This is a genomic window from Fulvimonas soli (assembly GCF_003148905.1).
GTDB lineage: Bacteria > Pseudomonadota > Gammaproteobacteria > Xanthomonadales > Rhodanobacteraceae > Fulvimonas > Fulvimonas soli.
On the sequence record NZ_QGHC01000003.1, the window covers coordinates 150,830 to 177,135 of the forward strand.

Annotated in this window: 22 protein-coding genes; 18 read left to right on the plus strand and 4 right to left on the minus strand. The window is 72.4% G+C overall.

All coding sequences use genetic code 11. From position 1 onward, the window contains the following. Positions 1-20: 20 nt before the first annotated feature. From rseP to tilS, 14 genes are all read left to right on the plus strand, one after another. Complete coding sequence (gene rseP, locus C7456_RS04660; protein WP_109722601.1) at positions 21-1,367, plus strand: RIP metalloprotease RseP; 1,347 nt, start codon at positions 21-23, stop codon at positions 1,365-1,367. 111 nt (positions 1,368-1,478) lie between these two features. Beyond that, positions 1,479-3,881 (plus strand): outer membrane protein assembly factor BamA, encoded by a 2,403-nt coding sequence (gene bamA, locus C7456_RS04665; RefSeq protein WP_109722602.1) that lies wholly within the window; start codon positions 1,479-1,481, stop codon positions 3,879-3,881. A gap of 166 nt (positions 3,882-4,047) precedes the next feature. Next, positions 4,048-5,076: a UDP-3-O-(3-hydroxymyristoyl)glucosamine N-acyltransferase gene (gene lpxD / locus C7456_RS04670; protein ID WP_109722603.1), complete on the plus strand. Its 1,029-nt coding sequence runs from the start codon at positions 4,048-4,050 to the stop codon at positions 5,074-5,076. Continuing rightward, complete coding sequence (fabZ, locus tag C7456_RS04675) at positions 5,069-5,542, plus strand: 3-hydroxyacyl-ACP dehydratase FabZ (protein ID WP_109722604.1); 474 nt, start codon at positions 5,069-5,071, stop codon at positions 5,540-5,542. Before lpxD ends, fabZ begins: the two co-directional genes overlap by 8 nt. Beyond that, positions 5,539-6,312, plus strand: a complete 774-nt coding sequence (lpxA, locus tag C7456_RS04680) for an acyl-ACP--UDP-N-acetylglucosamine O-acyltransferase (protein WP_109722605.1) — start codon at positions 5,539-5,541, stop codon at positions 6,310-6,312. The genes fabZ and lpxA overlap by 4 nt, the downstream gene beginning before the upstream one ends. Positions 6,313-6,574: 262 nt before the next feature. Then, positions 6,575-7,837, plus strand: coding sequence for a lipid-A-disaccharide synthase (gene lpxB / locus C7456_RS04685; RefSeq protein WP_109722606.1), 1,263 nt, complete (start codon positions 6,575-6,577; stop codon positions 7,835-7,837). Positions 7,838-7,916: 79 nt separating this feature from the next. Beyond that, positions 7,917-8,594, plus strand: coding sequence for a ribonuclease HII (gene rnhB, locus C7456_RS04690; RefSeq protein WP_109722607.1), 678 nt, complete (start codon positions 7,917-7,919; stop codon positions 8,592-8,594). A gap of 45 nt (positions 8,595-8,639) precedes the next feature. Continuing rightward, on the plus strand, positions 8,640-9,158 hold the full coding sequence (locus C7456_RS04695; RefSeq protein WP_109722608.1) for a TlpA disulfide reductase family protein: 519 nt from the start codon (positions 8,640-8,642) through the stop codon (positions 9,156-9,158). 264 nt (positions 9,159-9,422) lie between these two features. Continuing rightward, the gene (locus C7456_RS17310; RefSeq protein ID WP_109722609.1) at positions 9,423-9,614 is read left to right on the plus strand and encodes a hypothetical protein; all 192 of its coding nucleotides are present in this window, start codon (positions 9,423-9,425) and stop codon (positions 9,612-9,614) included. Between the two features lie 113 nt (positions 9,615-9,727). After that, positions 9,728-13,270 (plus strand): DNA polymerase III subunit alpha, encoded by a 3,543-nt coding sequence (dnaE, locus tag C7456_RS04705; RefSeq protein WP_109722610.1) that lies wholly within the window; start codon positions 9,728-9,730, stop codon positions 13,268-13,270. 314 nt (positions 13,271-13,584) lie between these two features. Continuing rightward, positions 13,585-14,541 (plus strand): acetyl-CoA carboxylase carboxyltransferase subunit alpha, encoded by a 957-nt coding sequence (locus C7456_RS04710; protein ID WP_109722611.1) that lies wholly within the window; start codon positions 13,585-13,587, stop codon positions 14,539-14,541. A 73-nt stretch (positions 14,542-14,614) separates the two neighbouring features. After that, on the plus strand, positions 14,615-15,817 hold the full coding sequence (locus tag C7456_RS04715; RefSeq protein ID WP_109722612.1) for a hypothetical protein: 1,203 nt from the start codon (positions 14,615-14,617) through the stop codon (positions 15,815-15,817). A 48-nt stretch (positions 15,818-15,865) separates the two neighbouring features. Next, positions 15,866-16,657 carry an NYN domain-containing protein gene (locus C7456_RS04720; RefSeq protein ID WP_109722613.1) on the plus strand — a complete coding sequence of 264 codons (792 nt, stop codon included), beginning with the start codon at positions 15,866-15,868 and terminating at the stop codon, positions 16,655-16,657. Positions 16,658-16,673: 16 nt separating this feature from the next. Then, positions 16,674-17,951 carry a tRNA lysidine(34) synthetase TilS gene (tilS, locus tag C7456_RS04725; protein ID WP_425454620.1) on the plus strand — a complete coding sequence of 426 codons (1,278 nt, stop codon included), beginning with the start codon at positions 16,674-16,676 and terminating at the stop codon, positions 17,949-17,951. Positions 17,952-17,959: 8 nt separating this feature from the next. Here tilS and C7456_RS04730 read toward each other — a convergent pair whose 3' ends face one another. Continuing rightward, positions 17,960-19,246, minus strand: coding sequence for an MFS transporter (locus tag C7456_RS04730; RefSeq protein WP_109722615.1), 1,287 nt, complete (start codon positions 19,244-19,246; stop codon positions 17,960-17,962). Positions 19,247-19,443: 197 nt separating this feature from the next. On the opposite strand from C7456_RS04730, the gene C7456_RS04735 reads away from it, so the two are divergent. Together C7456_RS04735 and ispA are read left to right on the plus strand one after the other, a co-directional pair. After that, the gene (locus C7456_RS04735; RefSeq protein WP_109722616.1) at positions 19,444-19,701 is read left to right on the plus strand and encodes an exodeoxyribonuclease VII small subunit; all 258 of its coding nucleotides are present in this window, start codon (positions 19,444-19,446) and stop codon (positions 19,699-19,701) included. Continuing rightward, entirely contained in the window at positions 19,685-20,584 is a 900-nt protein-coding gene (ispA, locus tag C7456_RS04740; RefSeq protein WP_109722617.1) for a (2E,6E)-farnesyl diphosphate synthase, read from the plus strand. Before C7456_RS04735 ends, ispA begins: the two co-directional genes overlap by 17 nt. Before the next feature lie 65 nt (positions 20,585-20,649). Here the strand turns inward: ispA and C7456_RS04745 are convergent, their stop codons facing one another. Both C7456_RS04745 and pmbA read right to left on the minus strand, forming a co-directional pair. After that, positions 20,650-21,099 carry a DUF4870 domain-containing protein gene (locus C7456_RS04745; protein ID WP_109722618.1) on the minus strand — a complete coding sequence of 150 codons (450 nt, stop codon included), beginning with the start codon at positions 21,097-21,099 and terminating at the stop codon, positions 20,650-20,652. 213 nt (positions 21,100-21,312) lie between these two features. Next, positions 21,313-22,680, minus strand: a complete 1,368-nt coding sequence (gene pmbA, locus C7456_RS04750) for a metalloprotease PmbA (protein ID WP_109722619.1) — start codon at positions 22,678-22,680, stop codon at positions 21,313-21,315. 116 nt (positions 22,681-22,796) lie between these two features. Here pmbA and C7456_RS04755 point away from each other — a divergent pair, with 116 nt between their 5' ends. Together C7456_RS04755 and yjgA are read left to right on the plus strand one after the other, a co-directional pair. Continuing rightward, positions 22,797-23,063 carry a DUF1653 domain-containing protein gene (locus tag C7456_RS04755; RefSeq protein WP_109722620.1) on the plus strand — a complete coding sequence of 89 codons (267 nt, stop codon included), beginning with the start codon at positions 22,797-22,799 and terminating at the stop codon, positions 23,061-23,063. Then, a complete protein-coding gene (gene yjgA / locus C7456_RS04760) occupies positions 23,060-23,641 on the plus strand; it encodes a ribosome biogenesis factor YjgA (RefSeq protein WP_109722621.1) in 582 nt (193 codons plus the stop codon). The genes C7456_RS04755 and yjgA overlap by 4 nt, the downstream gene beginning before the upstream one ends. A gap of 265 nt (positions 23,642-23,906) precedes the next feature. Here the strand turns inward: yjgA and C7456_RS04765 are convergent, their stop codons facing one another. Beyond that, positions 23,907-26,237: a GH92 family glycosyl hydrolase gene (locus C7456_RS04765; RefSeq protein WP_109722622.1), complete on the minus strand. Its 2,331-nt coding sequence runs from the start codon at positions 26,235-26,237 to the stop codon at positions 23,907-23,909. Positions 26,238-26,306: the final 69 nt, after the last annotated feature.

Sequence of the window (26,306 nt, forward strand, 5' to 3'; positions counted from 1 at the left end):
CCGCGGACAGTTTCCGATTGATGACTTCCTTCTTCGGCTCGGTGTTCTGGTTGCTGGTCACGCTCGGCGTGCTGGTGACCTTCCATGAGTTCGGCCACTACTGGGTCGCGCGGCGCTGCGGCGTGAAGGTGCTGCGCTTCTCGGTGGGCTTCGGCAACGCGATCTGGAAGCGCATCGGCCGCGACGGCACCGAGTACTGCATCGCCGCGATCCCGCTCGGCGGCTACGTGAAGATGCTCGACGCCCGCGAGGGCGAGGTCGACCCGGCGCTGGCGGACCAGGAGTTCACCGGCAAGCCGGTGTGGCAGCGCATCGCCATCGTGCTGGCCGGGCCGGGCTTCAACCTGGTCTTCACCGTGCTCGCGCTGTGGCTGATGTTCGTGCTGGGCAAGCCGGACGTCGCCCCGGTGGTCACCGCCGCGCCGCACAGCCTGGCCGCGCAGGCCGGCGTGCGCCCGGGCGACCGCCTGCTGAAGGTGGACGGCAAGGCGGTGAGCGCCTGGAGCGACGCCTACGAGAGCATCGCCATGGCCACGCTGGGCCGCGGCCCGCTGCCGCTCGAGGTGCGCGATCCCGACGGCGGCGTGCGCGACCTGCTGCTGCCGCTGCAGCAGCTGCCCGCCGGCAAGGCGGTGGACGAATACATGGACGCGCTGGGGCTCGACCTGAACCCGCCGCCGCCGGTCGCGGCGGTGGTGACGCCCGGGCAGCCGGCCGCGCTGGCCGGCCTGCGCAGCGGCGACCGCATCGTCAGCGTCAACGGCCAGGCCGTGGCCGACTTCGACGCGCTCAACAAGCTGATCCCGCAGGAGGCGGCCAGGTCGCCCACGCTGCGGATCGTGGTGCAGCGCGGCGGCCAGACCCTGCCCTTCACCGTGCAGGCGCACATGGCCTCGCTGCAGGGCCAGCCGGAGAAATGGCTGATCGGCGTCGGGCCGGCCGAGCGGGAGCCGGCCGTGCGCCGCTACGGGCCGCTGGAGGCCGTCGGCGCCGCGCTGGCGTCCACCCGCGACGGCGTCGCCGCGATGCTCACCATGATCGGCAAGCTGGTCACCGGCGAGGCCTCGACGAAGAACCTGTCCGGCGTGATCGGCATCGCCCAGGCGGCGCAGGTCTCGGCGCAGATGGGGCCGGCCTGGTTCCTCAGCTTCCTGGCGCAGATCTCGCTGTGCCTGGCGGTGCTGAACCTGCTGCCGATCCCGGTTTTGGACGGCGGGCACCTGCTGTACTACCTTATCGAGTTGGTCAAGGGCAGCCCGGTCAGCGAGCGCACCATGATCATCGGGCAGTACATCGGACTGGCCGTGCTGTTCATGCTGATGGGGCTGGCGTTCTACAACGACATCCACCGCACGCTGCTGTCGTGACGCGGCGCGTGCGCGGGATGCGTGGCGAGGCGGGCACGGTCCCGCCCGGCACCCTTGATCTCGGGGCGGCCCATCCGGCCGCCTCGCCGCAATAACCCAACGGAATCGACGATGAAGCGTATCGCCGCCCTGATCCTGCTTGCCTCACTCTCCGCCAACGCGCTGGCCTTCGAGCCGTTCGTCGTTTCCGATATCCGCATCGACGGCCTGAGCCGCATCTCGGCCGGCACGGTGTACAACTACCTGCCGATCAACAAGGGCGACCGGCTCACCAACGAGGCGGCCCAGCGCGCCATCCGCGCGCTGTACAACACCAAGTTCTTCAGCGACGTGGAGCTGGAGCGCGAGGGCGACATCCTGGTCATCAAGGTGGTCGAGCGCCCCTCGATCGCCAAGCTCACCCTGCGCGGCAACAAGGACATCAAGGAGGAGGACCTGCGCAAGGGCCTCAAGGAGATCGGCCTGGCCGAGGGCGAGACCTTCGACCGCCTGTCGCTGGACCGCGTGCAGCAGGAGCTGATCCGCCAGTACTACAACCGCGGCAAGTACAACGTCTCGGTCGACCCGCACGTGACCAACCTCGACCGCAACCGCGTGGCGGTGGACATCGAGATCCGCGAGGGCAAGGTCGCCAAGATCAAGCAGCTCAACATCGTCGGCAACAAGGCCTTCACCGACAAGGAGATCCGCAAGGACTTCGAGTCGGACACCACCAACTGGATGTCCTGGTACTCCAAGGACGACCAGTACTCGCGCGAGAAGCTCTCCGGCGACCTGGAGAAGCTGCAGTCCTACTACATGAACCGCGGCTACGCCGACTTCGGCGTGGACTCCACCCAGGTGACCATCGCGCCGGACAAGCGCGAGATGTACATCGCCGCCAGCATCAAGGAAGGCGAGATCTACACCGTCTCCGACGTGCACCTGCTGGGCGAGCTGATCCTGCCCGAGGACACCCTGCGCAAGCTGGTGTTCATCCGCACCGGCGACACCTTCAACCGCGGCGCCATCGAGGCGAGCAGCGACGCCATCAAGGGCCTGCTGTCCAACATCGGCTACGCCTACGCCAAGGTCACGCCGATCCCGAAGCTGGACAAGGAAAAGCGCACCGTCGACCTCACCCTCTACATCGAGCCGGGCAAGCGCGTGTACGTGCGCCGCGTGGTGTTCCAGGGCAACACCCGCACCGAGGACGACGTGCTGCGCCGCGAGATGCGCCAGCTCGAGGGCTCCTACTACAACCAGGCGGCGATCGACCGCTCGAAGATCCGCCTGCAGCAGAAGGGCTACTTCAAGAAGGTCGACATCGACAAGCAGCTGGTGCCGGGCACCGACGACAAGGTGGACGTCACCGTGAAGGTGGAGGAGCAGTCCGCCGGCAGCCTGATGTTCGGCATCGGCTACTCGCAGTACTCGGGCATCATCCTGTCCGCCTCGGTGTCGCAGAACAACTTCCTCGGCACCGGCGACAGCTTCAGCGTGGGCGCCGAGCGCAGCGACTACTACACCCGCATCAACGCCAGCTACTACAACCCGTACCTCACCGACAACGGCGTGGGCATCGGCTACACCGCCACCTACACCAAGACCGACTACGGCGACACCGACTTCGCCAACTACGAGACCAGCACCAAGGCGTTCTCCAGCTACCTGGGCATCCCGCTCACCGACTTCAGCAGCATGCGCGTGGGCCTGGGCCTGTCCAGCAACAAGGTGGTGTCGATCGAGGGCTACACGCCGCAGGCGCTGCTGGACTACCAGCACGCGCTGGGCCACTACACCGAGCACGCCTGGACCGGCACGCTGGGCTGGAGCCGCGACACCCGCAACAGCTACTGGGCGGCCACCCGCGGCGGCCTGCTGTCGGCCAACCTCGACGTCGCCCTGCCCGGCTCCACCGTGCAGTACTGGAAGCTGTACACCGAGGCCAACCACTACTGGCCGGTCGGCGGCGGCTTCGTGCTGTACCTGGACGGCCAGGTGGGCATGGGCAAGACCTACGGCAACCAGACCTACGACGCCACCTTCGGCGAGTACAAGGCCGGCGAGAAGATCGACTTCCCGTTCTGGCAGAACTACTACTCCGGCGGCGTGCGCGACGTGCGCGGCTTCCAGGACAACACCCTGGGCCCGCGCCTGTGCGCCGGCGTGAACTCCGACGGCACGCCGATCCAGCCGGACAAGCGCGGCTACTGCAACGGCAGCTACTACAACTATGCCCAGCCGATCGGCGGCGCATTCAAGGTGCTGGGCACGGCGCAGCTGTTCCTGCCGCTGCCGTTCCTCAAGGACGTCAACACCGCGCGCGTCTCGCTGTTCGTCGACGTCGGCAACGCCTACAAGGACTACAACAGCTTCGAGGCGAAGGACCTGCGCGCCTCCACCGGCATCGCGCTGCAGTGGCAGGCGCCGATCGGCCCGCTGATCATCAGCTTCGCCACGCCGATCCGCTCCAAGGACGAGGACAAGCACTACGAGGAGCGCATCCAGTTCACCTTCGGCAGCCAGTTCTGAGGCCGGCCGGCCGGAGCTGCCTTCGCGGCCGGAGGCCGCTCCCACAGGGCGGCACATGGAGTTCCACACGGAGAGCGCGGCCCAGCCGCGCTCTCCGCGTTTCGGGGGCCGCGCCGGACAGGAGCGGCCCGGGCCATTACAATTGGCCGCCCTGCCGGGAGCCCGCATGAGCGCAGACAACTACACCGTGGCCGAACTGGCCGAACGCTTCGGCCTCGCCTTCCACGGCGACGGCGGCCGCGTGATCGGCGGCGTGGGCACGCTGGCCGGCGCCGGGCCCGGCCAGCTGAGCTTCCTGTCCAACAGCAGGTACGCCGCGCAGCTGGCCGCCACCCGCGCCGGCGTGGTGGTGCTGCGCGAGGCCGACCTGCCCGCCTGCCCCACCGCCGCGCTGGTCGCGCCCGACCCCTACGTGGCCTACGCGAAGATCGCCGCGCTGTTCGAGCGCCTGCCGGCCGCCGCGCCGGGCGTGCACCCGAGCGCGGTGGTCGCGCCCACGGCGCGCATCGGCGAGGGCGCCAGCATCGGCCCGTGCTGCGTGGTCGAGGACGGCGCGGAGATCGGCGCGGGCGCGGTGCTCGGCCCGCACTGCATCGTCGGCGCCGGCTGCACGGTCGGCGCGCAGTCGCGGCTGGTGGCGCGCGTCACGCTGGTCACGCGGGTGACGCTGGGCCGGCGCGTGCTGGTGCACCCGGGCGCGGTGATCGGCTCGGACGGCTTCGGCCTCGCCTTCGAGCGCGACCACTGGGTGAAGATCCCGCAGCTCGGCGGCGTGCGCATCGGCGACGACTGCGAGATCGGCGCCAACACCACCATCGACCGCGGTGCGCTGGAGGACACCGTGCTGGAGGAGGACGTGCGGCTGGACAACCAGATCCAGATCGCCCACAACGTCCACATCGGCGCGCACAGCGCGCTGGCCGGCTGCGCCGCGGTGGCCGGCAGCGCGAAGATCGGCCGCTACTGCATGATCGGCGGCAACGCCGGCGTGCTGGGCCATCTGGAGGTGGCCGACCGGGTTACCATTACCGCCAAGAGCCTGGTCACGCATTCGATCCGCGAGCCCGGCGAGTATTCCTCGGGCACCCCGCTGCAGGACAACCGCACCTGGCGCAGGAACGCCGCCCGCTTCAAGCACCTGGACGAGTACGCGCGCCGGATCGCGGCGCTGGAGAAGGACAGCAACGATGAGTGACAACACCCCGGCCCTCGGCCTGCCGGTGAACGTGGAGCAGATCCAGCAGCTCCTGCCGCACCGCTACCCGTTCCTGCTGGTCGACCGCGTGGTCGAGCTGGTGCCGGACGAGCGCGTGGTGGCGCTGAAGAACGTCACCATCAACGAGCCGTTCTTCCAGGGCCACTTCCCCGGCCACCCGGTGATGCCGGGCGTGCTGATCGTGGAGGCGATGGCGCAGGCCGCCGGCCTGCTCACCCAGATCAGCAGCCGCCTCAAGGGCGACAAGGGCAGCCCGCTGTTCTACCTGGCCAAGGTGGACAACGCGCGCTTCACCGCGCCGGTGGTGCCGGGCGACCAGCTGCGGCTGGAGGTCTCGCTCAAGCGCCTGATGCGCGGCATGGGCCTGTTCGCCGCGCGCACCGTGGTGGACGGCCGCGAGGTGGCCAGCTGCGAGCTGATGTGCGCGGCCAGGAGCGACAAATGATCCATCCCACCGCGCAGGTCGATCCTTCCGCCGTCATCGGCGCCAGCGTCAGCGTCGGCGCCTACAGCGTGATCGGCGCCGACGTGGAGATCGGCGAGGGCACGGTGGTCGGCCCGCACGTGGTGATCGAGGGGCCGACCCGGATCGGCCGCGACAACCGCATCAACCAGTTCGCCGCGCTCGGCGGCGCGCCGCAGGACAAGAAGTGGAAGGGCGAGCGCACCGAGCTGGTGGTCGGCGACCGCAACATCTTCCGCGAGTTCGTCACCGTGCACCGCGGCACCGGCGACGGCGGCGGCGTGACCCGCATCGGCAGCGACAACTGGTTCCTCGCCTACGTGCACATCGCGCACGACTGCCAGGTCGGCAACCACACGGTGTTCTCCAACTACTCGGCGCTGGCCGGGCACGTGGAGATCGGCGACTGGGTGATCCTGTCCGGCTTCTCCGGCGTGCACCAGTTCTGCAAGGTCGGCGCGCACGCCTTCATCGGCATGGGCTGCCTGGTCGGCGCCGACGTGCCGCCGTTCGTGACGATGGCCAACGAGCAGCGCGGCCGCCCGCGCGGCATCAACAGCGAGGGCCTGAAGCGCCGCGGCTTCGAGCCCGCGCGCATCGCCGCGATCAAGCGCGCCTACCGCACGCTGTACATGGGCGGCCTGCCGCTGGCCGAGGCGCGCGAGCAGCTCGCCGCGCAGGCGCAGGACAGCGACGACGTGAAGGCGCTGCTGGACTTCATCGACCGCAGCGAGCGCGCGTTGGCGCGTTGAACGGGGAACGGGGAACGGGGAACGGGGAACGGGGAACGGGGAACGGGGGAGCATTCCGCCGCCTGTGTCCCGACGCCATCTCCAGGGCACGGATTTCGTTGCACCACCGCTCGGTCGACGGCGCCAACCGCCGCCTCTGGCGGTTCCGGCCGCCGGCGAGCGGGCGTGCGCACGGCGGCGCAGGCCTGCGAGACGGCCCGCACGGCAACCCTGCACATGCGGTCCGCGATCGCTCGCGCTCCGCGCGTTACACTCCCGCCCCATGAGTTCCTCCGCCCCCCTGTCGGCCGCTTCGGGAGCCGTCCCCGCTTCCCCGCATCCACGGTCCGGCGCGCCGCTGATCGCCCTGATCGCCGGCGAAGACTCCGGCGACCAGCTCGGCGCCGACCTGGTCGCCGCGCTGCGCGCGCGCCATCCGCAGGCGCGCTTCGTCGGCATCGGCGGCGCGCGCATGCAGGCACGGGGCTTCGAGTCCTGGTACGACATCCGCGAGCTGTCGCTGTTCGGCCTGGCCGAGGTGGTGGCGCACCTGCCGCGGTTGCTGCGCCTGCGCAGGGAGCTCGTCGCGCGGCTGGTCGCGGCGAAGCCCGACGTGGTGGTCGGCATCGACGCACCCGACTTCAACCTCGGCGTCGAGCAGCGCCTCAGGCGCGCCGGCCTGCGCACCGTGCACTACGTCAGCCCATCGGTGTGGGCGTGGCGCGAGAACCGCGCGGAGAAGATCGGCCGCTCGGCCGCGCGCGTGCTGTGCCTGTTCCCGATGGAGCCGCCGATCTACGCGCGCCACGGCGTGGACGCGCGCTTCGTCGGCCATCCGCTGGCCGACCGCTTCCCGCTGGTGTCCGACCGCGCCGCCGCGCGCGAGGCGCTGGGCCTGCCGCAGGACGCGCCGGTGCTGGCCGTGCTGCCGGGCAGCCGTTCGTCCGAGCTGGCGCGGCTGGGCGGGCCCTTCCTCGCCGCCGCGAAGAAAGTCGCCGCCGCCCTGCCCGGCCTGCGCGTGGCGATCCCGGCGGCCAACGCGCGGATGCACGCGCGCCTGCAGGCGCTGCTGGCTGGCTGGCCGGCGGACCTGGCCCCGCCGCTGCTGCTGGACGGCCGCGCGCACGAGGCGATGCAGGCCGCCGACGTCGTGCTGCTCGCCTCCGGCACCGCCACGCTGGAGGCGATGCTGGCCAAGCGGCCGATGGTGGTGGGCTACCGCGTCTCGCCGGTCAGCTACCGCATCGCGCGCGCGCTTCGCATGCTCAGGACCGACGTCTACGCGCTGCCCAACATCCTCGCCCGCGCCTGCGGCCTGGGCGAGCGCGCGCTGCTGGCGCCGGAGCTGATGCAGGACGACTGCACCGCCGGCAAGCTGGCCGGGGCGACGCTGGCGCTGTTCCGCGACAGCGAGCGGCGCGGCCATATCGTCGCCGCGTTCGAGCAGCTGCACCGCGCGCTGCGCGCGGACCTGTCCGGCAGCGCCGCCGACGCGGCCGCCGCGGCGATCGGCGAACTGATGGAGGGCGGCCATGCGCAGGCGTGAACACGAAGCCGCCGAGGTCCGCCCTCTCCCCGCCGGGGAGAGGGCCGGGGTGAGGGGCCGCACTGGCGACACGCCCACGATGGAAGCCAGGGAAAAGCCTGCCAAGGCCGGCGCCACCGCGAGCCCCGCCCCCTCGCCCCAGCCCTCTCCCCGCGGGGGAGAGGGCGTCAGGGTGGCGCGGCTGGTGGCGGGCGTGGACGAGGCCGGCCGCGGGCCGCTCGCCGGCCCGGTGGCGGTGGCCGCGGTGATCCTCGACCCGCGCCGGCCGATCCGCGGGCTGGACGACTCCAAGAAGCTCAGCGAGGCCCGCCGCGAAACGCTCCACGCGCGCATCGTCGAGCGCGCGCTGGCCTGGCACGTGGTGCTGGTCGAGGTGGAGGAGATCGACCGCATCAACATCCTGCAGGCCACCCTGGTCGGCATGAGCCGCGCGCTGGCCGGCCTGTCCCCCGGCGCGCACGAGGCGCTGGTCGACGGCGACCGGCTGCCGCGCGACCTGCCCTGCCCCGGCCGCGCCATCATCGGCGGCGACGGCTCCGAACCGGCCATCAGCGCCGCCTCGATCCTCGCCAAGGTCACCCGCGACCGCCACATGGCCATGCTGGACGCGCTGCACCCCGGCTACGGCTTCGCCGCGCACAAGGGCTACTCGACGCCGGAGCACCTGGCCGCGCTGCGGCGGCTGGGGCCGTGCCCGCACCACCGCCGCAGCTTCGCGCCGGTGAAGCTGCTGCTGGACCAGGGCGTGCTGTTCTGATCACGCCGCCCCGGGCTATGCTGCGGCCCACGGGGGGAATCCACCATGACGAAGCCGATCCGGGGCGCGCTGGCCGCGCTGTTGTCGCTGGGCATCGCATGCGCGCACGCCGCCGCGGGCGACGCGCCGCCCGACTACCTGGGCACCCTGCGCGACGGCACGCCGGTCCACGCGCAGCAGTTCCAGGGCAAGGTGGTGGTGGTCACCTTCTGGGCCACCTGGTGCGGCTACTGCATGAAGGAGCTGCCGGTGCTGGCCAACATCCAGCGCCTCGCCGGCGCCGCGCGCCTGCAGGTGGTGGCGATCAGCCACGACGAGGAACGCAGCACCTACGTGCAGGTGGCGCGCCAGCTGAAGGACCTGGGCCTGGTGCTCGCCTACGACGGCGACAAGAAGGCCGCCGCGGCCTTCGGCGTCAACGGCATCCCGCACATGGTGATGATCGGCCGCGACGGCCGCATCGCCCACGTGCACGTGGGCTACGACCAGGACATGCTGCCCACCATCGCCGACGAGCTGAACGCCCTGCTGGCGGCGCCGGCCGCGTCGTCCGCCACGCCCTAGCGGCCCGCCACGCATGCATCGCCGGGGCCAAGCACGGCGGCCCATCCCATGGCTGTCGGCCCGGGCGCGGCCGCGCCCGGCGGCGTAAAATCCGCCCTGCCCGTGGAGCCGGCGGCCCGCGCAGGCAACCTTTCCGCGCGCCGCCGCATCCATGTCGGGCAGGAAGGATGCGGCGCCGCCCGCCACGCGCCGGCGCCGCCCCGCGGCAGGACGCCGACGCCGTTCGCCCAGGCATCGCGCCTCACCCGAGGCAGGAGGCTTGCCATGATGCTGCCCACGCGCCCCGAACCGCCGCACGCGGTTGTCCCGACCCCGCCCGCGCGCGCCCTGACCGACGCCCCCGCCGCGCAGGACGCGGACGCCCACCTCGACTACGACCTGCATCCGCTGCGGGTGCACGCCTTCGGGCACTACATCGAGCCGCCGAGCGGCGGGGAGCGCTTCCGGGTGGGCTAGCCGCGCGCGTCCGCGGGACGGCGCGCCGCGCCGCCCCGCGGACCGCCGCGCTTGTCAATCTTGCCGGTTCGGGAGCGCACGGTTAGCCTTCCCCGACTCACCCCGTGAGCCGCATGCCCGCCCGCTTCGTCCACCTGCACCTGCACAGCGAGTACTCGCTGGTCGATTCGACCATCCGCATCAAGGCGCTGGTCGACGCCTGCGTGCGCCTGGGCCTGCCGGCGGCGGCGCTCACCGACGAGAGCAACATGTTCGCGCTGGTGAAGTTCTACAAGGCGTGCAGCGCGGCCGGCATCAAGCCGATCGGCGGCTGCGACCTGTGGATCAGCGCGCCGGACGACCCGCGCCCGTGGCGGCTCACCGTGCTGTGCCAGAACCGCGAGGGCTACCTCAACCTGTCGCGGCTGGTCTCGCGCGCCTGGCGCGAGGGCCAGCACGGCGGCCGCGCGCTGGTCGACGCGGCCTGGCTGGACGCGGACGGCGGCGCCGGCCTGATCGCCCTGCTCGGCCGCGAGAGCGAGGTGGCGCGGCTGGCGCTGAACCAGGGCCACGACGCCGCGCTGGCGAAGCTGCGGCCGCTGGCGCGGCTGTTCCCCGACCGCCTGTACCTGGAGCTCACCCGCTGCCACCGCGAGGGCGAGGAAGCCTGGAACGCCGCCGCGCTCGCGCTCGCCGCCGCGCTGGACCTGCCGGTGATCGCCAGCAACGACGTGCGCTTCCTGAAGCAGGAGGACTTCGAGGCGCACGAGGCGCGCGTGTGCATCCACCAGGGCCGCGTGCTGGCCGATCCCAAGCGCCCGCGCGAGTACAGCGATCAGCAGTACCTGAAGTCGCCGGAGGAGATGGCCGCGCTGTTCGCCGACCTCCCCGAGGCGCTGGAGAACGCCGTCGAGCTGGCCAAGCGCTGCAACCTGGAGCTCTCCTTCGGCACCTACTACCTGCCCGAGTTCCCGGTGCCGGCAGGCCACGACCTGGCCAGCTACATCCGCGAGACCGCGCGCAACGGCCTGAAGCAGCGCCTGGCCGCCGCGCCGATGGCGCCCGGCCGCACGCCGGCCGACTACGAGCAGCGGCTGGAGCGCGAGCTGGACGTCATCGTCGAGATGGGCTTCCCCGGCTACTTCCTGATCGTGGCGGACTTCATCAACTGGGCCAAGCAGAACGGCATCCCGGTCGGTCCCGGCCGCGGCTCGGGCGCGGGCTCGCTGGTGGCCTGGGTGCTCAGGATCACCGACCTGGACCCGCTGCAGTTCGACCTGCTGTTCGAGCGCTTCCTCAATCCCGAGCGCGTGTCGATGCCGGACTTCGACATCGACTTCTGCATGGACCGCCGCGACGAGGTGATCGACTACGTGGCGCGCAAGTACGGCCGCGACCACGTCAGCCAGATCATCACCTACGGCTCGATGGCGGCCAAGGCAGTGCTGCGCGACTCCGGCCGCGTGCTCGGCATGGGCTACAACGCGGTCGACCGCATCGCCAAGCTGATCCCCGCTCGCCCGCTCGACCTCACCCTGTCCGACGCGCTGGGCCGCAGCGAGAAGTCGAAGAAGGAGCCCGAGCGCGTCGTCCGGGAGTTCTGCGAGCTCTACGAGCAGGACGAGGACGAGGCGCGCCCGCTGATCGACCTGGCGCTGAAGCTGGAGAACCTCACCCGCAACGCCGGCAAGCACGCCGGCGGCGTGGTGATCGCGCCCAAGCCGCTCACCGAGTTCGCGCCGCTGTACTGCGAGCCGGGCGGCACCGGCGTGGTGACGCAGTACGACAAGGACGACGTGGAGGCGGTCGGCCTGGTGAAGTTCGACTTCCTCGGCCTGCGCACGCTGACCATCATCGACTGGGCGGTGAAGGCGATCAACGCGCGCCGCGCCAGAGCCGGCGAGGCGCCGCTGGACATCGCCGCGCTGCCGCTGGACGACCCGGCGCCCTACGAGCTGCTGAAGAAGGCGCAGACCGTCGCCGTGTTCCAGCTCGAGTCCACCGGCATGCAGCGCATGCTCAAGGACGCCAGGCCCGACCGCTTCGAGGACATCATCGCGCTGGTGGCGCTGTACCGCCCCGGCCCGATGGACCTGATCCCCAGCTTCGTGGCGCGCAAGCACGGCCGCGAGGAAGTGGAGTACCCCGACCCGCGCGTCGAGCCGATCCTGAAAGAGACCTACGGCATCATGGTCTACCAGGAGCAGGTGATGCAGATGGCGCAGATCGTGGGCGGCTACACGCTCGGCGGCGCCGACCTGCTGCGCCGCGCGATGGGCAAGAAGAAGCCCGAGGAGATGGTCAAGCACCGCGCGATCTTCCGCGAGGGCGCGGCCAGGGACGGGCTGTCGGCGGAGAAGGCCGACCAGATCTTCGACCTGATGGAGAAGTTCGCCGGCTACGGCTTCAACAAGTCGCACGCCGCCGCCTACGCGCTGGTGTCCTACCAGACCGCCTGGCTGAAGGCGCACTACCCGGCCGAGTTCATGGCCGCGACGATCTCCTCGGACATGGACAACACCGACAAGGTGGTGACCTTCCTGGAGGAATCGAAGGCGATCGGCCTGACCGTGCTGCCGCCGGACGCCAACGCCTCGGAGTACATGTTCGTCGCGGTCGAGCCGAAGGTGATCCGCTACGGCCTGGGCGCGATCAAGGGCGTGGGCCAGGGCGCCTGCGAGGCGATCGTCGAGGAGCGCCGCCGGAACGGCGCGTACAAGGACCTGGCCGACTTCTGCCGCCGCGTCGACCCGACCAAGCTCAACCGGCGCGTGCTGGAGGCGCTGATCCTCTCCGGCGCGCTGGACGCGCTGGCGCCCACCCGCGCCAGCCTGATGCTGCAGCTGCCCGACGCGATCAAGGCCGCCGAGCAGCACCTGCGCGACCGCGAGTCCGGCCAGAACGACATGTTCGGCGCGCTCGCCGGCGGCGCCGCGCCGGTCGTCCACGTGGAGCTGCCCACCGCGCCCGAGTGGCCGCTGGAGCAGAAGCTGCAGGGCGAGCGCGACACGCTCGGCCACTACCTCTCCGGCCATCCCACCGACCCGTGGCGCGAGGAGCTGGCCCAGCTCGCCACCTGCCCGCTCGGCGAGATTCCCGCGCGCTACCAGCCGCCGCGCCCGCGCAAGGGCGACGGCGAGGAGAACCGCTTCCGCCGCGGCCCCGACACGCCGTGGACGGTGGCCGGCATGGTCGTCGCGGTGCGCAAGCGCGGCGACAGCGACGCCTTCGTGCGGCTGGAGGACGGCAGCGGCGTCATCGAGGTGAGCTTCTTCGGCGAGCTGTACCAGCAGGCGGCGCCGCTGCTGGTGCGCGACGAGCTGCTGGTGGTCGAGGGTGGCCTGCGCATCGACGAGTTCTCCGGCGGCGGCTTCCAGCTGCGCGCGCGCGGCGCGATGACCCTGGCCGACGCCTGCCGCCGCTACGCGCGCGCGCTGCAGCTCAAGCTCAACGGCGTCGACCCCGGCTTCGCGGCCCAGCTCAAGCAGGCGCTGGCCGGCTACCGCGGCGGCCGCGCCACGGTGACCCTGCACGGCTACCACAACCGCGTCGCCCAGGCCGACCTGGAGCTGGGCAAGGACTGGCAGATCAACGCCGTCCCCGAGCTGCTGCGCAGCGTGCGCGCGCTGCCCGGGGTGGAGGCGGCGCGGCTGCGCATCGTCAAGAACGAAGGCTGAGGCCGCCCGCTCCCCGAAGCGCGGGGCGCCTCCGCGCCCTCCCCCCCCGGGGAGAGGGCCGGGGCGAGGGGCCACGCCGCGAAGGCGCCCCCGAGACCGGCTCTGCATGAAACGCCATGGCAAGCCCTTTCCCCTCACCTCACTCCTCTCCCCGCAGGGGAGAGGAAGCGCACGCTCGCAGCGCCACGCCAGCCCGGTTTCCCGCTTGACGGAAATCCCCATCCGCGGCCCCTCCCGCACCCCATACGCCTCCGTTCCCGCCGTTCCGCGGGGCCCGGTATACTGCCCCGCTTCCGCGCCATGAACCGCAGCGAATGAATCCGAACTTCCTCGATTTCGAACAGCCCATCGCCGAACTGGAAGGGAAGATCGAAGAACTGCGCCATGCCAGCCATGGCCAGGCGTTCAACATCGACGAGGAAGTCGGCCGGCTGCGCGAGAAGCTCAAGCTCAAGACCGCGGAGATCTTCCGCAACCTCAACTCCTGGCAGGTCACCCAGCTCTCGCGCCACCCGGCGCGGCCGTACACGCTCGACTACGTCGGCGTGATCTGCGAGGAGTTCCACGAGCTGGCCGGCGACCGCGCCTACGCCGACGACGCCGCCATCGTGGGCGGGCTGGGCCGCATCAACGGCCGCGCCGTGGTCATCATCGGCCACCAGAAGGGCCGCGACACCAAGACCAAGGTGCGCCGCAACTTCGGCATGCCGCGCCCGGAGGGCTACCGCAAGGCGCTGCGCCTGATGAAGCTGGCCGAGCGCTTCGGCCTGCCGCTCGTCACCCTGATCGACACGCCCGGCGCCTATCCCGGCGTGGGCGCCGAGGAGCGCGGCCAGAGCGAGGCGATCGCGCGCAACCTGCTGGAGATGGCCGGGCTGAAGGTGCCGATCGTCTGCACCGTGATCGGCGAGGGCGGCTCCGGCGGCGCGCTGGCGATCGGCGTGGGCGACCGCGTGAACATGCTGCAGTACGCCACCTACTCGGTGATCTCGCCCGAGGGCTGCGCCTCGATCCTGTGGAAGAGCGCCGAGAAGGCGCGCGACGCCGCCGAGGCGCTGGGCCTCACCGCGCCGCGCCTGCTGGAGCTGGGCCTGATCGACAAGGTGATCCGCGAGCCGCTGGGCGGCGCGCACCGCAACCCGCGCTCGATGGCGATCCGCCTGAAGGCGGTGCTGCTCAACCAGCTCGACGAGCTGGAGGCGATGCCGGTGCAGGACCTGCTGGAGCGGCGCTACCGCCGCCTGCGCGGCTACGGCGCGTACCAGGAGTAGCCCCGCGCGCCTGCATGGCGCGGGCGGCCTGCGCTAGATTCCTTCGCCGGAAGCCGCCGCGCGAGGAACGCCCTTGAACCCGCTCACGCCCCTCTTCGCCGCCCTGCTGGCCGCTGCCGCGGCGGCCCCGGCCGCAGGGCCGGCGATCCGTTCGCAGGCCGAGCTCGACCGCTACCTGCGCGACACGCCCCTCGAACGCACGCCGCTCGCGCCGCTGTCGCCGGGCGGCCGCAGGCGGTTCCTCGCCGAACTGGGCTGGGGCCGCGGCGGCCTGGGCTCGGTTCCCTTCGACGACATCGACAACGAGCTGACCCACGCGCAGGCGGTCCGCCTGCTGGCGCTGTTCGACGCGCAGGCCTACGCGCGGGGACTGGGCCTGGCGCCGGCCGAACGCGCGCGCCGCGAAACCGAGCGCGCCGAGGACGCCAGGGCGCGCGGCTGCGCCGCCGGAAGCTGCCCGGAAAGCGCGATCGAGCAGCGCTTCGATGCCTTGGTGCTGCAACGGCCCGACCCCGCGATGCCCGACGCCGGGCGGCGCGCCGCGATCGGCCGGCGCTACGACCGCCTGTTCGCGGGCCTGCAGCATCCCGCCAGCCTGCGCCAGGTGAGCAAGCCCGACCTGCGCCTGCTGAAACGGGCGGCCGAACGCGCGGCGGCCGAAGCGCCCGACGCCGCGCGCATCGCCGACCTGCGGGCCGACCTGGCGGAGCTGCAGCGCCGCCGCATGATCGGCGACGGCGACTACGCCGGCCTCTACCGGGTGCTGGTCGCCAGCCGCCGGCTCGACGAGGCCACGGCGCTGGCGCGGCAGCGCCCCGGCATGCAGGTCGACGCCGTCCCGGCCATGCCGCCGACGCCCGCGCCGCCGCAGGGACAGCCGACCGCGCTGCGGGTGGACGCCTCGGGCCGGCACATGCGCCGGCAGGCCTTCGACCTGTCCGGCCCGTGGCGCATCGTGGTGGTCGCCGCCTGCCATTTCTCCGAAGACGCCGCGCGCGACATCGTGGCGGACGCCCGGCTGCGCCCGCTGTTCGCCGAACGGGCGATCTGGCTGGCCAGCCAGGGCACCTCCTTCGCGGCCGCCGCCGAGTGGAACCGCCGCTTCCCCGACCAGCCCATCAACATCGCCTGGCAGGACAGCGAGTGGCCGATGCTGGACGACTGGGGCATGCCCACCTTCTACGTGTTCCGGCAGGGCCGGCTGGTGGACAGGTGGAGCGGCCACGACATGGACCTGCTGCGCGCCCACCTGCGCCGGGACGGCCTGCTGCGCTGAGCGGCGCGCTACCATCGCCGCACCGCCTCTGCCGCCGGGAAGTCCGCCATGGCCAACGACACCACCGCCAAGCTGGCCGTCCTGATCGACGCCGACAACGCGCAGCCCTCGCTGGCCGAGGGGCTGCTGGCCGAGGTCGCCAAGTACGGCACCGCGCACGTCAAGCGCGCCTACGGCGACTGGACCGGCAACCACCTGAAGGGCTGGAAGGACCAGCTGCTCACCCAGTCGATCCAGCCGATCCAGCAGTTCGGCTACACCAGCGGCAAGAACGCCACCGACTCGGCGATGATCATCGACGCGATGGACCTGCTCTACTCCGGCCGCTTCGACGGCTTCTGCATCGTCTCCAGCGACAGCGACTTCACCCGGCTGGCCGCGCGCATCCGCGAGTCCGGGCTGATCGTGTACGGCTTCGGCGAGCGCAAGACGCCCGAACCCTTCGTCGCCGCCTGCGACAAGTTCATCTACACCGAGGTGCTGGCGCAGCCCGCCGAGGAAAGCCGGGAAAAGGCGGCCGAGGGAGGCCGCGAGAAAGCCATCGAGCCGCCCCGGCGGCTCTCCGCCCAGGAACTGCGCCAGGACGCCCGCCTGCTGAACCTGCTGCGCAACGCCATCGCCGACGCCGAGGACGACGGCGGCTGGGCCGCCCTGGGGGCGATCGGGAACATCCTCAGCAAGCGCGCGCCCAACTTCGACTCGCGCAACTACGGCTACGCCAAGCTCAGCGGACTGATCGCCGCCATCGGGCTGTTCGACACGGAAGAGCGCCAGGTGGGCAACGGCAAGCACATCTACGTGCGCAACAAGAAGAAACCCGCGCCCCGTGAGCCGTCCTGACGCGCTGCCCGCGCTGCTGCGCCGCGCCCTGCGCGACGACGCGGACGGCGGCGCGCTCTGCGCCGCCTACAGCGGCGGCGCCGACTCCACCGCCCTGCTGCACGCGCTGGCCGCGCTGCCCGAGGCGCGCGCGCGCGGCCTGCGCGCGCTGCACGTGGACCACGGCCTGCACGCGGACAGCGCCGCGTGGGCGGCGCATTGCGCGGATTTCTGCCGCGCGCTGGACGTCCCCTGCACGGTCGCGCGCGTCGCGGTCGCGCGCGACGCCGGCCTCGGCCCGGAGGCCGCCGCGCGGCACGCGCGCTACGCCGCCTTCGCCGACGCGCTGGGCGGCGGCGAGCGGCTGCTGCTCGCCCACCACCGCGACGACCAGGTGGAGACGGTGCTGCTCAAGCTGCTGCGCGGCGCCGGCCCGGAGGGCCTGGGCGGCATGCGCGCGCGGCGCCCGCTCGGCCGCGGCGCGCTGTGGCGGCCGCTGCTGGAGCTGCCGCGCGAGGCGCTGCGCGCCTACGCCGCCGCGCACGGGCTGCCCTGCATCGACGACCCTTCCAACGCCGACGTCCGCCTCGCGCGCAACCGCCTGCGCCACGAGATCCTGCCGCGGCTGACCGCGCACTGGCCGCAGGCGGCCGACTCCATCGCGCACAGCGCCGCGCTGTGCCGCGCCGCCGCCGACGCGCTGCGGCAGGAATGGCAGGCCGCGCTCGGGACGCTGCGCGACGCCGCCACCGGCAGCCTGGACGCCGCGGGCTGGCTGGCCCTGCCCCCCGCACTGCGCGAGCCGCTGCTCGACCACTGGCTGCACGCGCAGGGCGTGCCGGCGCCCACATGGGCGCAGCGCCGGCAGATCGAGCGGCAGTGCGCGGCGCGGCCCGGCCAGCTGCCGTGCATCCGCTGGCCGGGTGCCGAGCTGCACGTCTGGAAAGGCCGCCTGTGGGCGCGCAGGCCCGCGCCCGCCGTCGATCCCGGCTGGAGCGCCGCCTGGACCGGCGAACCGCTGCCGCTGCCCGACGGCGGCGAGCTGCGGCTGGAACCGCCCGCGCGCCTCGCCGCGCCGCTCGCCGTGCGCCTGCGCCGCGGCGGCGAGCGCATCCGCCCCGCGGGCGACCGCCACACGCGCGAGCTGCGCGACCTGTTCCAGCAGGCCGCGCTGCCGCCGTGGCGGCGCGCCGCCTGCCCGCTGCTCTACGAGGGCGACGAGCTGATTGCCGTCGCCGGCCACTGGCTGAGCGAGCGCGCCGAGGCGATCTTCCACGCCGCCGGCGCCCGGCCGCGCTGGCGTCCGGGCCGCTGACGCCCGTATCAGGCCTCGTTCTCCAGCGGCAGGGCCGCCGCCGGCGCGGCGGCCGCGCCCGTCACCCGGCGGTTGACGAAATACATCAGCGCGAACGACGCCAGCGTGGTGCCCACCAGCAGGTCGCCCAGCACGTCGAAATGCAGCAGCCGGCCGCCGCCGGCCTGCGTCACGATCGCCCCGCCCAGCATCGCGGCAAGGCCGCCGGACACCTGCTGCAGCGAAGAGCTGACCGACATGTAGGCGCCGCGATCGGTGGGGCTGGGCAGCGCGGAGATCAGCGCCGACGAGGAGATCATGCGCGAGAAGATGCCGATCTGCAGCAGCGCGCTCACGCCGATCAGCGTCCACAGCGCCACGCCGGAGAGGCGCGTGTAGATCAGCACCATCACGATCGTCGCCGCGCAGCCGAAGGCGAACACGCGGAACTTGCCCAGCGCGTCGCTGAGCCGCCCGATCGCCGGCCCCGCCACCGCCGACACCAGCCCCGTCGCCAGGTACACCAGCGACAGCCGCTCCACCGGGATGCCGACGTTGTGCACCAGGAACAGCGTGGAATACGGCATCAGCATGAAACCGCCCATGGTCAGCAGCGCCGTGGTGGCGAAGCCGACCAGGTAGGCGCGCGTGCCCAGCGTGTGCAGCAGGTGGTGCAGCGGGCTCTTGTCCGGCCGCAGCGCCAGGTGGGCGTTGACCGGGCGCAGGCGGCCCAGGACGGCGGCGCCGACGGCGGTGCACACCGCCACGATCAGGAAGAACGGCGCGTTCCAGCCCCAGCGGCTGGACAGCGCCAGGCTCAGCGGCAGGCCCAGCACCGTGCTGGCCGCGAACGCCGACTGGATGAAGCCCATCACGCGGCCGCGCATCGACAGCGGGAACAGGTCGGTGACGATCGCCATCGACGCCGCGCCCACCACGCCCGCGAACAGCCCCGTCACCATGCGCGCCAGTAGCAGCATCGCGTAGCTGTGCGCCAGCGCGCAGAGCAGGGTGCCAAACATGAAGCCGGCATAGAAGGCCAGCAGCAGCTTCTTGCGGTCGAAGCGGTCGGCGAAGCCCGCCGCGAGGATGCCCGACACGCCCGCGCTGAAGGCATAGGCCGACACCACCATGCCGAATTGCCCGGGGGTGATCCTCAGGGCCGGAGTGACCAGCGCGCCGAGCGGCGCCAGCAGCATGAAGTCCAGCACGATGGTGAACTGCAGGAAGGCCAGCACGGCCACCACGAACTTCTGGTAGCCGGAGAACCGCGCGCGGGCCGGTTCGGCGGCGGATGTCGACGGGTCGGTGGTCACGAAGGGGCTCCTGCGGGGGACAATGCCGGCCCATGGGTGGGCCCAGTAGCCATGAAAGATATAACTTAGATATATCTAAATCAAGCCCGCGTCGCGCGTGCGTGCGGGCCGGCGTGCCGCGCCGGGCGCAGCGCGGCCCGCCCCGGTCGCGCGGCTGCGATTGATTCCCCATCTGTGCTGCGCTAGCGTTGCCGGCCATGGCCACCCCCGCTCCATCCCCCGCCGAACCCGCCTCCGTCGCCGACTTCGAGCACTCGCTGGACGAGCTCGAGCAGCTGGTGGCGCGCATGGAAGGCGGCGAGCTGAGCCTGGACGAGTCGCTGGCCGCGTTCGAGCGCGGCATCGGCCTGTACCGCCACTGCCAGCAGGCGCTGGACCAGGCCGAGCTGCGCGTGCGCCTGCTGCTCGATCCCGACGCCCCCGAACACGCCGAACCGTTTGAGCCCGAAGACTGAACCGGGCCCGGCCCTGCAGGCGCTGACCGCACGCGCCGACCGCGCGCTCGCCGCCACCCTGCCCGCCGAGGACCAGCCTCCCGCCGAGCTGCACCGCGCGATGCGCTACGCCGTGCTCGGCGGCGGCAAGCGCCTGCGTCCGCTGCTGGTCTACGCCGCCGGCCACGCGCTGGGCCACGACGGCCCGGAGCTGGACGCGCCGGCCTGCGCGGTGGAGCTGATCCACGCCTACTCGCTGGTGCACGACGACCTGCCGGCGATGGACGACGACGACCTGCGCCGCGGCCGCCCCACCTGCCACATCGTGTTCGGCGAGGCGATGGCGATCCTCGCCGGCGACGCGCTGCAGGCGCTGGCCTTCGAGATCCTCGCCCACGACGTCCACAACGGCGTGGACGCCGCGCGCTGCGTGGAGATGCTGCGCACGCTCGGCCGCGCCTGCGGCGCCGAGGGCATGGCCGGCGGCCAGGCGCTGGACCTCGCCGCCGTCGGCCGGAGGCTCGCGCTCGACGAACTGGAACGCATGCACGCCTGCAAGACCGGCGCGCTGATCCGCGCCTCGGTGCGGCTGGGCGCGCTCGCCGCCGGCGCCGGCGAGGAGGCGCTGGCCGCGCTGGACCGCTACGCCGCCGCGGTCGGCCTGGCCTTCCAGGTGCGCGACGACATCCTCGACGTGGAGGGCGAGGCGGCGGTGATCGGCAAGACCGCCGGCAAGGACGCCGCCGCCGACAAGCCGACCTTCCCCTCGATCCTCGGCCTGGACGCCTCGCGCGAACGGCTGGCCGCGCTGACCGCCGAGGCGCTGGACGCGCTCGCCCCGTTCGGCGCGCGGGGCGGGCTGCTGCGCGAGCTGGCCCGCTACGCGGCCGAGCGCGCGCGCTGACAACGGCGCGCCCATGAAAAAGGCGGCCCCGCGGGCCGCCTCTTCCGTTCCGCGTCCCCGGCGGGCTACTTGATCAGCCTGAGCGCGAACGGATAGCGGTAGCGCTCGCCCTCGTTCGCCTTGATCGCCGCGATGATGATGAACACCAGCGCGGCGATGCCGACGATGATGCCGATCGGCGCGGTGACGAAGATGCCGATGCCCAGCGTGAGCACGGTGACCACCACCAGCACCAGGCCGATGATCGCCAGGGTGATGTTGAAGTTCAGCGCCTCCTTGGCCTGGTCGTCGACGAAGGGCATGCTGTCCTTCTTCACCAGCCAGATGATCAGCGGCCCCAGGAAGCAGCCCACGCCGAAGAAGTGGCCGGTGACCAGGCAGCCGAGCAGCGCGGAGAGGTGGGCGAACAGCGCCCACTGGCGCTCCTCGTGCGAGGGCATGCCGTCCGCCGGGGGCGGCGGCACGTCGTCGGGCGGCGGCGGTGGCGGGGTGACGGACTCGGGCGGAACGCTCATGGGCAACTCCTCCATCGTGGATCGCCGGCCAGCGCCGGGTGCGCGCCGATGCTAGCAAGCCGCGGTGGGTTTTTCGCGTGGCGCCGGCGTGAAGCGGCCGCTGGGCGGCGCGGGCCCTGGCCGGGGGTCCGGGATCGCGGCCGGAGGCCGCTCCCACAGGGCCGCGACAGGCCTTGCGGGAGCGGCCTCCGGCCGCGACGCCCGATGCCTGACCTACTCGCCCGCCACCGTCATCCGCCCCACCAGGATCGAGCCGGTGAGGATCGCCGAGCGCGGGTCGACGTCCGCCCCCACCGCGCGGATGCCGGCGAACATGTCGCGCAGGTTGGCCGCAATGGTGATCTCCTCCACCGGGTAGGCGATCGCGCCGTTCTCCACCCAGAAGCCCGCCGCGCCGCGCGAGTAGTCGCCGGTGAGCGTGTTGACGCCCTGTCCCATCACCTCGGTCACCAGCAGGCCGGTGCCCAGGCGGCGCAGCATGCCGGCGAAGTCCTCCGCCGTGCCCTCGGCCGAGCCCGGCTCCACCACCAGGTTGTGGATGCCGCCGGCGTTGCCGGTGCTCTCCAGGCCCAGCTTGCGCGCCGAGTAGCTGCCCAGCACGTAGCGCGCCAGCACGCCGCCCTCGACCAGCGCGCTGTCGCGCGTCGCCACGCCTTCCGCGTCGAACGCGCCGGAGCCGTGGCCGCGCCGCAGGAACGGCCGCTCCACGATGTTCAGCCAGGGCGGCATGACGGCCTTGCCGGCATGGTCGAGCAGGAAGCTGGCGCGGCGGTACAGCGCGCCGCCGCTGACCGCGCCCACCAGGTGGCCGACCAGCCCGCGCGCGATCTCCGGCGCGAACAGCACCGGGCACTCGCGGGTGGACAGGCCGCGCGCGTCCAGCCGTGCCAGCGTGCGCTCGGCGGCCTTGTCGCCCAGCGCCTGCGCGCCCATGAAGTCGCCGGGGGCACGCACGCTGTCGTACCAGTAGTCGCGCTGCATGCGCTCGCCCTCGCCGGCGATCAGCGACAGCGACAGCGAGTGCCGCGTGCCGCGCTCGCGCCCGACGAAGCCGTGCGAGTTGGCGTACACCGACAGGCTCTCGCCCGCCTGCACGCTGGCGCCCTCGGAGTTGGTGATGCCCGCGTGCGCGCGGCCGGCCGCCTCGATCCGCTGGCCCAGCGCGATGGCCTGCGCGGTGTCGATGGCCCACGGGTGCCACAGGTCGAGGTCGGGGAAGTCGGTGGCCATGCGCGCCGGGTCGGCCAGGCCGGCGGCCGGGTCCTCCTCGGTGTAGCGCGCGATCGCGCAGGCCTGGTCGAGCGTGGCCTGGATCGACTCGGGGTTGAGGTCGGCGGTGCTGGCCGAGCCCTTGCGCCGGCCGAAGTAGACGGTGAGGCCGAAGCCGCGGTCGCGGGTGTGCTCCACCGTCTCCACCTCGCCCAGCCGCACGTTCACGTTGAGGCCGGTGTCGATGCTGGCGGCCACCTCGGCCTCGCTGGCGCCGGCGGCGCGGGCGCGGCGGATCACCTCCCCGGCGAGTTCGGCCAGGCGGTCGAGTTCCTGCAGGCTGTGGTCCTGGCGGTCGGCAATGGCGCTCACGAAAGCTGTCCTCGGATGGCGGGCGGGTAGAATGCACGGTCCACGCCGCGCGATCATCCCCAGATGGGGCCGTCGCGGCCGAATGCAAAGCCTTCAGGACAGACGCGGAGCGCGCCATGACCACCGTCGCCGGCATCTACCGCCACTACAAGGGCCAGCGCTACCGCGTGCTGGGCACCGCCCGCCACAGCGAGACGCTGGAGGAGCTGGTGGTGTACCAGGCGCTGTACGGCGAGCACGGCCTGTGGGTGCGCCCGGCGGCGATGTTCGCCGAGACCGTCGAGATGGACGGCGAACCGATCCCCCGCTTCGCGCTGGAGCAGGCCGAATCGCCCGACGGGCCGCGCACCTGGCCTTCAGCCCTTACGGAACCGACATCGTGAGCCCGAGCCGCAGCCGCAACCAGACCGAACTCGACGACACCGACTACGGCCCCACCCGCACCCAGCAGCGGCGCGAGGCGCTGGCCGTGCTGGCGCTGGCCGGCCAGCTGGTCGAGCTGGCGCCGGCCCGGCTGGCCAAGCTGGAGCTGCCCGACGACGTGCGCGCCGAGGTGGCCAACGTGCGCCGCATCACCTCGCACATCGCGCGCAAGCGCCAGCTCGGCTTCCTCGCCAAGCTGATGCGCCGCTACGACAGCGCGACCTTCGACCCGGTGCGCGCCGCGCTGGGCGAGAACCGCGAGCGCCAGCGCCAGGAGACCGCCGCGATGCACCGGCTGGAGGCGCTGCGCGAGCGCCTGCTCGCCGACGATGCGGCGGTCGGCGAACTGATCGCGCAGCATCCCGGCGTCGACCGCCAGCGCCTGCGCGCGCTGGTGCGCCAGGCGCGGATCGAGAAGGAAGCGCCGAACAGGCCGCCCCGGGCGTACCGGGAGATCTTCCAGCTGCTCAAGGAGCTGGGCGACGAGGCGGGCGGCGCCGCCGACGAAGGCGCGGACGGCGAAGACGGCCAGGAGTAGGCGCCCTTGCTCCCTCTCCCCTCCCGGGAGAGGGCTGGGGTGAGGGGCCGCTCTTGCCCCGGTCTTCCTTCCCGTCGAAAAGAAAACCCGGCCCGGACGAAGCGCCACCGCGAGCCCGCCCCTCACCTCGATCCTCTCCCCGGAGGGGAGAGGAAGCAGGGCGTGGCGTTCGTCGCAGGCTCGAACAAGCGCGCTTTGACTCCCTCTAAGCGCTGGCTCCCTCTCCCCTCCGGGGAGAGGGCCGGGGTGAGGGGCCGCTCTTGCCTCAGGGATACGCGCTCATCGACAACGGCCGCGCCTGCGCCGCCCTCCCCCATTCGCGGTTCGGCTGCGCCTGCATGGTGAAGTGCAATTCGCCGCCCTGCACGATCTCGCCGTGGCGCAGGTACACGCGGTCCAGCGGCTTGCCGTCGAGCGTCACGCTGCCCACGTAGGGATGCGCGTCGTCCAGCGGCGCGGCGGTGACGGTGAAGGTTCTGCCGCCGGCCAGGTGCAGCACCGCGCGCGGCAGGAACGGGCGGCCGATCGCGTACTGGTCGCTGCCCGGCGCCACCGGGTAGAAGCCCAGCGCGGTGAACACGTACCACGCCGACATCTGGCCCAGGTCGTCGTTGCCGGCCAGGCCGTCCGGGCGCGGCGCGTACTGGCTGTCCATGATCCGCTTCAGGCGCTCCTGCGTCTTCCACGCCGCGCCGGCGTAGTCGTACAGGTAGGCCAGGTGGTGGCTGGGCTCGTTGCCGTGCGCGTACCAGCCGATCAGGCCGGTGATGTCCTCCACGTTCTTGAAGTGCGCCGGGTCGACCCTGGCGTCGAAAACCGCGTCGAGCTTCTGCACGAAGCGCGCGTCGCCGCCCATCGCGCCGATCAGCCCGGCCACGTCCTGCGGCACGTACCAGGAGTACTGGAAGGCGTTGCCCTCGGTGTAGTCGCTGCCGTAGCCGGCGGCGGCGGGATCGAACGGCTCGCGGAACTTGCCGTCGCTCTTGCGCGCGCGCATGAAGCCGGTCGCCGCGTCCCAGGCGTTCTTCCAGTTGCCGGCGCGCCGCTCGAACTCGGCGGCGGTCTTGGTCTGCCCCATCGCCTTGGCCATCTGCGCCAGCGACCAGTCGTCGTAGGCGTACTCCAGCGTCTTGGAGGCGCCCTCGGGCTCCTTGTCGATCGGCACGTAGCCCAGCTTCATGTAGTCGGCCAGGTCGCCGTAGGGCCCGTAGGTGGCGCTGGCGACCATCGCCTCCAGCGCGCGCCCGGCGTCGAAGCCGCGCACGCCCTTGACGTAGGCGTCGGCGATCACCGGCACGGCGTGATAGCCGATCATGCACCAGGTCTCCAGGCCCTGGTACGCCCACACCGGCAGGATGCCGAACGGGCTGGCCTCGCGCGCGGCGACCAGCGAGTTCACGAAGTCGCTGCTGAGGTCGGGCCGCAGCAGCACCATCAGCGGCTGCTGCGCGCGGTAGACGTCCCACAGCGACCACGTCGAGTAGAACGAGAAGCCGTCGGCCTTGTGCACCTGGTGGTCCGGGCCGCGGTACTCGCCGTTGCTGTCCATCGACAGCGTGGGCGAGAGCATGGCGTGGTAGAGCGCGGTGTAGAACTGCGTGCGCTGCGTCGCCGGCGCGTCCACGTCGATCGACGCCAGCGCCTTGTTCCACGCCGCGGTGGCCTCGGCGCGGCGCGCGTCGAAGTCGAAGCCCCGGCCGTCGGCGTCGAGGTTGGCCACGGCGTTGGCCTCGCTCACCGTGGAGATCGCCACCTTGGCGACCAGCGGCTGCTTGAGCGCGCCGAAGTCGAACACGCCGAGCAGCGCGCGGCCGTTCTGCGCGTCGCGGTCCTGCGGCTGGTTGCCCGGCCCCCTGAAGCCCTTGTAGGGCGCGTCGCTCTCGCGGTCGTACAGCTCGCGCGAGACCATCGGCTGCGAGAAGCGCATGGCGAAGCACAGCTCGCGCCCCGGCGCCCAGCCGCGCGTGGTGCGGCAGCCGGTGACGGTGCCGTCGGCATGCACGCGCAGGGAAGCCCACAGCACCTTGCCGGGGTAGTCGTAGATGCTCGGGCGCAGGTCCAGCAGCACGTGCGCGTCCTTGCCGGCCGGGAAGGTGTAGCGGTGCCAGCCCACGCGCCGGCCGGCGGTGAGCTCGGCGCGCACGCCGTAGTCCTCCAGCGTCACCGCGTAGTAGCCGGCCCGCGCCACCTCGCTGGCGTGGCTGAAGCGCGAGCGGTAGCCGCTGCCGGGCTTGTCCGCCTCGCCCGGCTCCAGCTTCGCCTCGCCGGCCACCGGCATCACCAGCACGTCGCCCAGGTCCGAGTGGCCGGAGCCGGAGAAGTGCGTGTGCGAGAAGCCCAGGATGGTCGGGTCGCCGTACTGGTAGCCGGCCGCCCACTTGTAGGCGTGCTTGAAGTCCGGCATCGCCGTGTCGGGCGAGAGCTGGATCATCCCGAACGGCACCGTGGCCCCCGGGAAGGTGTGGCCGTCGCCGCCGGTGCCGATGCGCGGGTCGACCTCGCCGGCATGCCCGGCGGCCCGCGCGCCGCCGGCCAGCGCGAGCGCCACCGCCAGCGCACCGAGGGAACGACGGATGGAACGGGTACGCACGGCCATGGCGGCTCCTTGGGATTTAGATCGTGACAAATGCCGGTACGCTAGCATTGCGCCGCCACCGGCGCATGC

Coding starts and splice junctions, on each gene's coding strand:
- rseP (WP_109722601.1), top strand. CDS start 21: ATGACTTCCTTCTTCGGCTCGGTGTTCTGGTTGCTGGTCACGCTCGGC.
- bamA (WP_109722602.1), top strand. CDS start 1,479: ATGAAGCGTATCGCCGCCCTGATCCTGCTTGCCTCACTCTCCGCCAAC.
- lpxD (WP_109722603.1), top strand. CDS start 4,048: ATGAGCGCAGACAACTACACCGTGGCCGAACTGGCCGAACGCTTCGGC.
- fabZ (WP_109722604.1), top strand. CDS start 5,069: ATGAGTGACAACACCCCGGCCCTCGGCCTGCCGGTGAACGTGGAGCAG.
- lpxA (WP_109722605.1), top strand. CDS start 5,539: ATGATCCATCCCACCGCGCAGGTCGATCCTTCCGCCGTCATCGGCGCC.
- lpxB (WP_109722606.1), top strand. CDS start 6,575: ATGAGTTCCTCCGCCCCCCTGTCGGCCGCTTCGGGAGCCGTCCCCGCT.
- rnhB (WP_109722607.1), top strand. CDS start 7,917: ATGGAAGCCAGGGAAAAGCCTGCCAAGGCCGGCGCCACCGCGAGCCCC.
- C7456_RS04695 (WP_109722608.1), top strand. CDS start 8,640: ATGACGAAGCCGATCCGGGGCGCGCTGGCCGCGCTGTTGTCGCTGGGC.
- C7456_RS17310 (WP_109722609.1), top strand. CDS start 9,423: ATGATGCTGCCCACGCGCCCCGAACCGCCGCACGCGGTTGTCCCGACC.
- dnaE (WP_109722610.1), top strand. CDS start 9,728: ATGCCCGCCCGCTTCGTCCACCTGCACCTGCACAGCGAGTACTCGCTG.
- C7456_RS04710 (WP_109722611.1), top strand. CDS start 13,585: ATGAATCCGAACTTCCTCGATTTCGAACAGCCCATCGCCGAACTGGAA.
- C7456_RS04720 (WP_109722613.1), top strand. CDS start 15,866: ATGGCCAACGACACCACCGCCAAGCTGGCCGTCCTGATCGACGCCGAC.
- C7456_RS04735 (WP_109722616.1), top strand. CDS start 19,444: ATGGCCACCCCCGCTCCATCCCCCGCCGAACCCGCCTCCGTCGCCGAC.
- C7456_RS04745 (WP_109722618.1), bottom strand. CDS start 21,099: ATGAGCGTTCCGCCCGAGTCCGTCACCCCGCCACCGCCGCCGCCCGAC.
- C7456_RS04755 (WP_109722620.1), top strand. CDS start 22,797: ATGACCACCGTCGCCGGCATCTACCGCCACTACAAGGGCCAGCGCTAC.
- C7456_RS04765 (WP_109722622.1), bottom strand. CDS start 26,237: ATGGCCGTGCGTACCCGTTCCATCCGTCGTTCCCTCGGTGCGCTGGCG.